10 protein-coding genes are annotated in these 9296 nt (G+C 58.6%); 6 read left to right on the top strand and 4 right to left on the bottom strand.

The window, feature by feature from the left end:
- The 3 genes from CO666_RS33030 to CO666_RS33040 form a co-directional block, all read left to right on the top strand.
- The coding region (locus tag CO666_RS33030; protein WP_143540421.1) for an alpha/beta fold hydrolase at positions 1-579 on the top strand (579 nt) is incomplete at its 5' end.
- Between the two features lie 49 nt (positions 580-628).
- Positions 629-1399: an SDR family NAD(P)-dependent oxidoreductase gene (locus CO666_RS33035; protein WP_097616132.1), complete on the top strand. Its 771-nt coding sequence runs from the start codon at positions 629-631 to the stop codon at positions 1397-1399.
- Positions 1400-1513: 114 nt separating this feature from the next.
- Positions 1514-2212, top strand: a complete 699-nt coding sequence (locus tag CO666_RS33040; RefSeq protein ID WP_097616134.1) for a TetR/AcrR family transcriptional regulator — start codon at positions 1514-1516, stop codon at positions 2210-2212.
- Positions 2213-2238: 26 nt separating this feature from the next.
- Here CO666_RS33040 and CO666_RS33045 read toward each other — a convergent pair whose 3' ends face one another.
- The 4 genes from CO666_RS33045 to CO666_RS33060 form a co-directional block, all read right to left on the bottom strand.
- Positions 2239-2706, bottom strand: a complete 468-nt coding sequence (locus CO666_RS33045) for a RidA family protein (protein ID WP_097616136.1) — start codon at positions 2704-2706, stop codon at positions 2239-2241.
- A 13-nt stretch (positions 2707-2719) separates the two neighbouring features.
- On the bottom strand, positions 2720-3787 hold the full coding sequence (locus tag CO666_RS33050; RefSeq protein ID WP_097616138.1) for a glutamate cyclase domain-containing protein: 1068 nt from the start codon (positions 3785-3787) through the stop codon (positions 2720-2722).
- Between the two features lie 11 nt (positions 3788-3798).
- Positions 3799-4803 (bottom strand): threonine ammonia-lyase, encoded by a 1005-nt coding sequence (locus CO666_RS33055; RefSeq protein WP_245436920.1) that lies wholly within the window; start codon positions 4801-4803, stop codon positions 3799-3801.
- A 102-nt stretch (positions 4804-4905) separates the two neighbouring features.
- Positions 4906-5802, bottom strand: a complete 897-nt coding sequence (locus CO666_RS33060) for a LysR family transcriptional regulator (RefSeq protein WP_097616141.1) — start codon at positions 5800-5802, stop codon at positions 4906-4908.
- A gap of 200 nt (positions 5803-6002) precedes the next feature.
- Here CO666_RS33060 and CO666_RS33065 point away from each other — a divergent pair, with 200 nt between their 5' ends.
- The 3 genes from CO666_RS33065 (at position 6003) to CO666_RS33075 (ending at position 9204) form a co-directional block, all read left to right on the top strand.
- Positions 6003-6980, top strand: a complete 978-nt coding sequence (locus CO666_RS33065) for a Gfo/Idh/MocA family protein (RefSeq protein WP_097616143.1) — start codon at positions 6003-6005, stop codon at positions 6978-6980.
- Between the two features lie 34 nt (positions 6981-7014).
- On the top strand, positions 7015-8088 hold the full coding sequence (locus CO666_RS33070; RefSeq protein ID WP_280951848.1) for a Gfo/Idh/MocA family protein: 1074 nt from the start codon (positions 7015-7017) through the stop codon (positions 8086-8088).
- Between the two features lie 129 nt (positions 8089-8217).
- Entirely contained in the window at positions 8218-9204 is a 987-nt protein-coding gene (locus tag CO666_RS33075) for a LacI family DNA-binding transcriptional regulator (RefSeq protein ID WP_097616147.1), read from the top strand.
- The last annotated feature ends 92 nt before the right edge of the window (positions 9205-9296 follow it).

Below are 9296 nucleotides of genomic sequence, written 5' to 3' on the forward strand. Positions count from 1 at the left end.
GAGATTGCCGTAGCGATCCAAGAGGCGGTCACCCCGATCGCTTCTGGAAAGATCCATCTGGTCGCGCACTCCTTCGGTGGCGCCATTGCTGCGGCTCTGGCAGCACGTCTGCCCTCGCGCATCGGATCGTTGACGCTGATCGCACCGATCGGCCTGAGCAAGCAGATCAGCCGGGACTTCCTCACCGACTTCATCGCAGCAGAACGCCGGCGCCCGCTGCAGAACGTCCTGGAGCGGCTGTTTGCCGATCCGTCCAAGATCACCAACGACATGGTCGAGGGCACGTTGCGCTTCAAGCGGCTGGAAGGTGTTCCGGAAGCACTCTCGGCCATTGCCGACGCCATTGCCGACGACGGCGGCCAGAAGCAATCGATCGGCGCCACGCTCAATGGCCTGTCATGCCCGGTCACACTGATCTGGGGTGACCAGGACCAGATCGTGCCCGTGCCGCAGCAAGGCGAAATCCCCGCCAATGCGACCTTCGTCAACATCCCCGGGACCGGCCACATGCCCCAGATGGAAGCCGCATCAACCGTCAACGACGAAATCGTAAAGACCATCAAGCGGGGCGGCGCCTGAAGGCGCCGGTCAAACAATGTCTGAAACCCACAACTCTGAGAGCACTATCATGAATGACTACGAGAATAAGGTTGTTATCATCACGGGAGCGGGATCCGGCATGGGACGAGCCATGGTCGGGGAATTCGTCTCCCGAGGTGCGCGGGTTGCTGCGATGGACATCAATTTGGAGCGCGCGAAAGAAACCGTCGATGGGTTGAGCGATCCATCGATGGCCTTTGCGCTTCAAGTCGATGTCAGCGACCAGGACAGCGCCAAGCGAGGCGTGGACGCCGTCATCTCTCGCTGGGGGCGTGTCGATCTTCTTTGCAATAATGCAGGTATTCTTGATGGTCATGCGACGGCTCACGAAGTCAGTCTCGCCGAGTGGAATAGGGTCTTGGCAGTCAATCTGACCGGTCCGTTTCTGATGGCGCGCGCGGTCATTCCGCAGATGCTGTCTCAAGGGAAAGGCGCAATTATCAACACCTCTTCAACATCAGGGTTCAGCGCGGCCGGAGGTGGTTCTGCGTATACGGCCTCTAAGCACGGTGTGATCGGTCTCACTCGCCAGCTGACGTTTGAATATGGTGCGCGCGGGATCCGAGTTAATTCCATTTGCCCGGGCGCAACCGCAACGCCTTTGGCGTTGCCCGAACACAACGCCGCTTCGCCCGACATGGACCTTGCAATCAGCAAAGTGCCTGCAAGACGCTGGTGCCAGCCGGGAGAGATCGCCAAGCTTGCTGCATTTCTGGGAAGCGACGATGCGGACTATGTTCACGGAAGCGATTATGTCATGGACGGAGGGTGGCTGGCGGCTGCCCGCGATCCATTTTGAGCTGACGGGAATGAAGAGAATGGGAAAGGGTGTCGCGTTGGAGGAATTCGGGGGCTGGTCGAGATCGATCTCGGCTATGGGAAACCATAGTCATCGCGCCGGATTGGAAATTCGATGACCCTCCCCACGTTGTTATGCGACGCTCGGAACCGCTTCAAACAACATCTGGACAGTTGTGATTGGTCCGAACTGACGGCCGGACGGAAGAGAATCCTCGAGGTTTTCTTGAGGCTTGCGAGCATTGAAGGCTATTCGGCTGTCACGATGAGAACCCTTGCCAAGGAGGCAAGTGTCAAGGCTGCAAGCATTTATTTCCATTTTCCTGACGGTCGCAGTGAAATTGTCTGCCAGTCGCTCCGTTGGCATTACTCGAACTGGGGTTACAGCATACTGCAAGCTATCGATAAGATCTCCGAACCCGAGCTATTTTGGGATGCGTTGGTGTCGGCGGTAGCGCGGTCTCAGATAAGCATCCCGGCCAGCGACCTTTGGGATCTGCTGGTGCGGATGGACCGAGTTGGTGGCTTTTTGGAAGTGGAGTTCCGGCAGGAGATCGATGATTGGCTCGATCTTTGCGCTGGCCTTTTTCAGGCGAGCGCTGCGGCGATCGGATACACGGTTGATCGCGGCAGGGTCAATATGATCATGTCAATGCTCGATGCTGGCAGCAATTGGGGCCAATGGAATGGTGACGCCGCGGATCTGGACGCGATTGCCGAACAGGCGACCATCGTCTCGCGCGCCATGCTCTCGGCGCCAATGGGCAGGTTGAAACGCACGACCACCCCAGACGAAGTTGCAAAGCAGGAATAGCCGCTGAGGGCGGCTATTCCCAATTCTCAATTGACGAGCTCAACGACGGCTTCAATCTCAACCGCCATTCCTGACGGAAGAGCATGCGTTCCCGACGCAATTCGCGCATGCGGTCCTCGTTCGCCAAAGAGTTCGCAGATAAGGTCCGATGCAGCATTCAAAACCTTCGCCTGGTCTTCGAATTCAGCTGCGCATCGGACCAAGCCTGCCAGACGAACGAACCCCTTCACCTTATCAAAGTCGCCGTCACAAGCAGTCTTGACGTGAGTGACGATGTTGAGGGCGCACAGCCTCGCGGCTTGGCGCGCATCCTCCAACGTGACCGTATCGCCCACGATGCCTTTGAAAACAAGTTCGCCACCCTTGCGAGGGCCCTGCCCGGCGATGAACAGGAGTGATCCGGCTCGCACGAAGGGACGATAGTTGCCCTGCGGCGGATTGGTTTCGGGAAGCTCAAGACCGAGCTTCGCCAACTGCCTGTCGACGGAGTTCATCGGCCACCTGTCTTCATTTCAGCTGACGCCAATCGCCACTGTCACCCTTCCAGCCAGTCACGCGGCCGGCCAGCCGCTCGAGCGTGTTCCTGAGAGTGGTCACAAGCCCTGCCCATTCAGCCGCAGCGATACCGTCCACCGCCGGCTCTGGTCCCATGAACATGCCGTCTACACCACCGAAGGAAACACATTGCTCGATGCATCTGCGTTCGAGATCGCCATCATGAAAAATGGATGGCTTCTCAAGGAACGCCGACAGGGCAGCGATAAGACCGGTCGCCCCCCAATTGGAGACGTTCGACACGATCAGATGATCTGCGGCGGTCGCAGCCGCAACCCCACCGCGCCCGGGATGGCCGCTGTCCTTCGCCTTGGGAGAAAAGCTCTTGAGTTCCTCGCCGATGACGCCCATGCCGAGTTCGTTGCCGCCGTCGCCGATCGCAAGAAACGGTATTTTTTCGGCTTTTGCGCGCAGGAAGAACTGATCAAGATCGGCAACCATGCCATCGAGAGGACGACCGCCGAGACCGTGGTACAAGCCGCGATCGTTCCGGCCGGGCCGCTCGATGGCGATGACGAGGGACGGTCTGGTGATCTCGAGAAGTGCATCGGTGATTGCCTGGCAGCCCGATGCTTCCTTCGGCACGGCGCGGATATAGACGGGACGGACGAAGTCGACCGGCTTGATGATGCCGTCATCGGGAAAGGGAAGGGGAGCCAGACCCGCGCCACGGCAGGTTCCCACGGTCATCTCGACCCAATCGTTGTCGGTCAGGATAATCGTTTCGACGCCGAGGCCCAGAAAAAGAGCGCGCGCCAAAAGCGCAGCGCCAACAGGGCCATCGGTTTCGGGCACGCCGGCACCTTCGGGAAATCCGGTCGCGATGATCACGGGGCCGCGATGCTCGCGAACACGATCACAAATGATCTTGGCGCCCGCCATGCAGGCCGGTCCGGGCTGGCGCGCCTGGAGCGCCTGGTAAATCTTGCCGATCAGACCGACACCAGTCAGGTCGAGCGTCATGAAGTTTTCGATGGTTTGGGCGATGTTCCTGCCCTTTGCACTTTCCAAGTCAAGCATGATGAGACCCCTCAATTCTGGCTGCTAATGATGTTCGCAAATTTGTCCGCATCCACATTACCTCCGCTCAGGAGGATGGCGACGCACTTGCCGGCAACTTTGACCTTACCTGCCAGTAGGGCAGCCAGAGCCACCGCGCCGCCCGGCTCAACGACGAGCTTGAGCTCGCCATAAGCGAACCGCATCGCTGCCCTCACGTCCTCGTCGGTCACCGAAACGCCGGCCGCCAAGTGCTTGCGGCAAATCGGGAAAGTCAACTGGCCGGGGATCGGGACGAGCAGCGCATCGCAAATCGACGCCCCCAGTGCAGGCGCCCGCGTGGCCGCTCCGGCCGCAAGGGAAAGGGCCATTCCGTCGAAACCGGCGGGCTCGACGCTATAGACCTCCGTCCGCGGCACCAGCGAATGAATGCCGCAGGCAGCACCTGAGACAAGGCCTCCCCCCGAACAGGGAAAGAGCGCCAGATCGAGATCCTGCCCGATGTCGCGCACCTGCTCGGCGATCTCCGCCCCAAGCGTAGCTTGACCTACAATCACGAAGGGGTCGTCGTAGGGAGGGACGATAACGGCGCCGGTATCCGCGGCTATCTGCGCGCCGATTTCCTCGCGAACCTCCTTCGTTTTGTCGTAGAGGCGAACCGTGGCGCCGTTCTTCCGGACACCATCGATTTTGGTCTTTGGAGCCTCCTGCGGCATAAGGACGGTCGCCTTGATTCCGAGCTTCTTCGCGACATAGGATATGGCAAGGCCATGGTTGCCCGACGACCAGGCGACGATGCCGCCCTGACGCTGTTGCGGCGACAGCTGAAGCGCGCGGTTGAGGGCGCCCCGCAACTTGAACGAACCCGAATGCTGCAGATTTTCAGGCTTGATGAAAACGCGGGCGCCGAGGGCTTTATCGAGCACCTCATTGGTGAGCAGCGGCGTCTTCAATGCATGCGTCGCAATGCGCTCGCGTGCCGCCTCTATCGCAGCTTCGGTCGGTTCGTCATAGGATATGGAAATTTGTACGGTCACTTCAAGCTCCCAGATGCTTGCCAGGGATTGAAGCGCTCCGCCCACTTAATGTGAAATTATATTATTGCATCAGTTGGTATAACGGAAACGAATGGCCGCGCGTCACCTCACGCCGCGAGCATAGCTGTCAGCAGTCGTTTCAGCGATCCGCGCAAGCTCTCCGAGAATTTCTCCGCCCACGCCAAGAGGATAAAATGCATAGAAGCTCAACGGTGGTAGGACGATGTCGGTCGACAGCTTCTCGAGGTCATGGTTCTGCGTGTCGGTACGCAAGGAGCCTTCCGCCACGAGTGCAATACCGACTCCGTCGAGCGCCATCTTTTCAATCGTGGAGATCGAGGAGTTGGTGAATATCCGCGGCGGCCGTTCCGTATTTCGAAGCAGCATGTCGCGTAGATATTCATATGGATAAGTGTTTCGAGGGTAGGTCAATATCGGAAAGCCAGCGGCATTCGCATAAGTGAGCGCTTCGCCCTCAAGAAGTCCCGGTCTCGCATAGAAATGCAGCGGGAAGTCGTTGAGCTTTCGCTGCGTGAAACCGTCCACGATAGAGGGCCCCAGTGCGAGGGCCATATCGATTTCGCCTTCTTGCAACCCCCGCAGCATGGGTGGCGTCACGTCGACGGTGATGTCGAAGTCGATGTTCGAAAACTCGCGCGACGACTGTTCGAGAAATGTTGCGAGCCATGTTTGAACAATTGTTTCCGAAACGCCAAGCCGAACGCGACGTTGGGTTTTTTTGTTGAGGGCGAGATCCTTCTCCATCGCAGAAACCTGTCGCAGCACCACTTCGGCGTGACCGTAGAGGACTCGTCCGACGCTTGTCAGCGTGATCGGCTTGCTCGTTCTATTGATGAGCGGCTCACCAACCAGATTTTCCAGCGCACTTATCCGTTGCGAGACGCCCGGCTGCGTGGTGTTCAGTTTTTCCGCGGCCCGTGAGAAGCTGTGAAGGTGGGCCGCCCAGTAGAAGACTTCCAGACTGCGTAGGCTAAACATGATCCCGCTCCGTCAGAAACAGTATGTTATCGTTGACATCCGTGCAAAATCTGATTGATTGAGACAAATGACGCCAATTGCTCGGAAATTTCCCCCAAATATGTAAACGTTAACATTGCTCCCGTCAAAGGTGGTTGGAGGCATTGGCTTCCGCAGAATCTTTCGCTCATACAGATATCGAACATCCGAAGGAGTATGCAATGAGTTTGGCCGTTGGAGTGATTGGCGCCGGTGTCATGGGCTCGGAGCATGCCCGTATTCTGAGGGAAGCGACGCCTGGAGCGCATCTTTCCGGCGTCTGCGACGCTGACGTGGCGCGGGCGCGCCAGGCGGCAGGCGGCGTTTGGGTGACGACGGATGCTCTTGAACTCATCCGTTCCGACCGGACAGATGCCGTTGTCATCGCCGCGCCTGATATCACCCATGCCAGTCTTGTCCTGGCCTGCATCGAGCAAGGCAAGCCGGTGCTTTGCGAAAAGCCGCTGGCAACAACGGCCGCGGAAGCCCGCGGCGTCGTCGAAGCGGAGATCAAGGCTTCGCGTCGACTGGTTCAGGTGGGTTACATGCGCCGTTTCGATCCGGCTTATGCCGAGATGAAGCGGCTAAAGGACGAAGGCGCGATCGGCTCACCCCTCATCCTGCACAATGTGCACCGCAATCCGGTTGTGCCCACTTGGTTCGCCGGGCCGATGTCGGTGACCAACGCTTTCGTCCACGAAATCGACGCGAGCCGCTGGTTGCTCGGCTCTGAGATGGTCTCGGCTCATGTGCGTTCGCTCGGCGCAGGCGATCCGCTGCTGATCACGATGGAGACCGACCGAGGTGAAGTCGTCTCGACCGAGGTGTTCATGAACTGCGGATATGGCTACCACGTCCATGCGGAACTGGTCGGCCAGAAGGGGACGCTGCAGACGATCACGCCGCGCCTAGTCACGGAAAATCTCTCCGGTTTCTCGAGAGGCACATATCCCGACAATTGGATCCCGCGTTTTCGAAACGCCTACATTGCTCAGCTCGATCAATGGGTCAAAAGCATACGCAGCCAGCTTCCGGGCGAGGGGGCGAGTGCCTGGGACGGTTATCTGACCACGAAGATAGCCGATGAAATCGTTGCCGCCATGGCGAACGGCGTTGACGCAAAACTGGTCCCCGAAGCGGTTCCGGCGCTCTATCGCTGATCCCAGGCTGATAAGAAGAGGTGCGAGAATGTTGATGCCGGTAAGATATGCCGTGGTCGGGGCCGGATGGATCTCCCAGGAGGCATTCTTGCCGGCGGTCCCGCAAACGGGCAATTCTCGCGTTACGGCGATCATTTCGGGCAATCGGGAGGGCGCCGCCCAGCTTGCGGCGTTTTTCAGCATCGACCATGTCTGCGACTATCAAGACTTCGATGCGCTGCTCCGTCAGGATGTCGTCGATGCCGTTTACATCGCGGTTCCCAATCCGATGCACCATGACTTTGCGGTCCGCGCCGCCAACGCGGGCAAGCATGTGATGGTCGAAAAGCCGATCGCCATTTCTGAGAAAGAGGCGATCGCGATGATTGACGCAGCCGCTCGAAACGACGTGCTTTTGATGACGAGTTACCGGCTTCACAACGAACCGGCGACGTTAGCGGCTCTTGATGTTTTGCGCGCGGGAAAGATTGGAGAGCCGATCTCCTTTTCCGCATCGTTCGGCTTCCAGTCGCAAACCGGCAATCATCGTCTGAAGAACGAGTTCTGGGGCGGGCCGCTTCAGGATATCGGCATTTATTGCATCAATGCCGCTCGGCACGTCTTCGAGGCAGAGCCTGTCGAGGTGTTTGCGATGGCGGCAAGACCGCAAAACGACCAGCGGTTCGAGGAGATCGATGCGAGTATAGCTGTCACCTTGCGCTTCCCGCAGAACCGGCTGGCGCAATTCTTCTGCAGCTTCGGGGTTTTCGATGTCGACACTTATCGGGTCGCTGGAACCGAGGGCGAATTGATCATGGAGAACGGCTTCCGCTTCGACACGCCTTCTCGGCTCATCGTGAAGACGAAGCGCAATATCGATCACATATCCTATGACATTCACGACCAGTTCGCCGGGCAGGTCCAATATTTCTCACAATGCATCCTCACCGGAACACGTCCGGAACCGGACGGCGAGGAGGGATTGGCAGATCTCAAGGTTCTCGTCGCAATCGAGCAATCGCTGCGCACCGGCGCACCGCAGCCGGTTTCCAACCCTCCAAGACCCGGACATCCAGCCCTTTCCATGCTAAGGCGGCTGCCGACGACAACAAGACGACTTCTCCTCTGATGGATGAACTGACCGGTGCGAAACCGATTTCCGATCGTTGACGCGCTTCGTTCTAGCTGGTCAAATGGTGACGCGGTGGCTGATGCGCGTTGCCGTTGCACTGTTACATGTTGAACGAGCAATTTAGAGATGACGAAGCCACCCACTGTACGGGATGTTGCGCGCCTGTCGGGTGTGTCGACGGCAACCGTTTCGCGGTATTTTAGCGGCAAGGCCGGCGCAATAGCCCCTGACACGCTGGAAAGCGTTCGCAACGCTGCGGAAGCGCTCGGCTATACACCCTCGGAAATCGGGCGATCTTTGCGGCTTTCCAGGAGCCGCGTGGTGGTGATGCTCGTTCCGGATGCGACGAACCATTTTACCGCAGACGTCGCAGCGTCCGTGGAAAAGGCGCTTAAAGAATACGGGCTGTCGATGGTTTTGGCGAATGCCGCGGAAGATCCGAAGCAACAGGATCGGCTGTTGACGGACGCTCTCGGTCTGCGGGCAAGGGCCATCATCCTCCAAGGCGCGATCGATACGCCGCAACTGCGCGAGATGGCCGGACGGCAGAACAATCTTATCTTCGTCAACCGTCGTCCGGCAGAGGGGGTATTGGCGCCCTATGTCGGCATCGACAACTATGCGGCCGGTCACGACGTCGGTCGCTATTTCCGGGACCGAGAATACGAAAATTGCGTCGCGATCTCCGGCCCACGAGAATTTTCGGGAAGCAGCGAGCGTCTTCAGGGATTCCTCGACGGGCTGGGACGTAAGACGACCGTGCGACATTTCGAAACGGCCTTTACCATGGAAGGCGGTTACGAGGTTGGTAGGGAGTTGCTCTCTCAAGAGCGGACCCGCTTCTCCGTATTCTGCGGAAACGACATGATCGCCTATGGTGTGCACCGCGCGGCAGTTGAACGTCAGATGCGCTTCCCTGATGACCTGGTGCTTTTTGGTTTTGACGACAACAGGTTGAACGAGTGGCTCGCGCCGTGGCTTTCCACCGTCAGGGTTCCGGCCTTCGATTTTGGACCGGCGATTGCAAGCCTCGTGTGCGAGCCGGGCGATCCCGCCGAGGGCGCGGCAAATATCATCCTGCCCTTCGAACTGAAGCTGCGCGACTCCGCCTAGATTCCGATAGCAAATGCGCGCCTGTTTGGTGGCTTTTGCGACGGTGATCACTGCTGTTGGCGGGTGGGGCTTTTGGTTTTGTCCACATGGCT

This window comes from Rhizobium chutanense (assembly GCF_002531935.1).
In the GTDB taxonomy this organism is placed as follows: domain Bacteria; phylum Pseudomonadota; class Alphaproteobacteria; order Rhizobiales; family Rhizobiaceae; genus Rhizobium; species Rhizobium chutanense.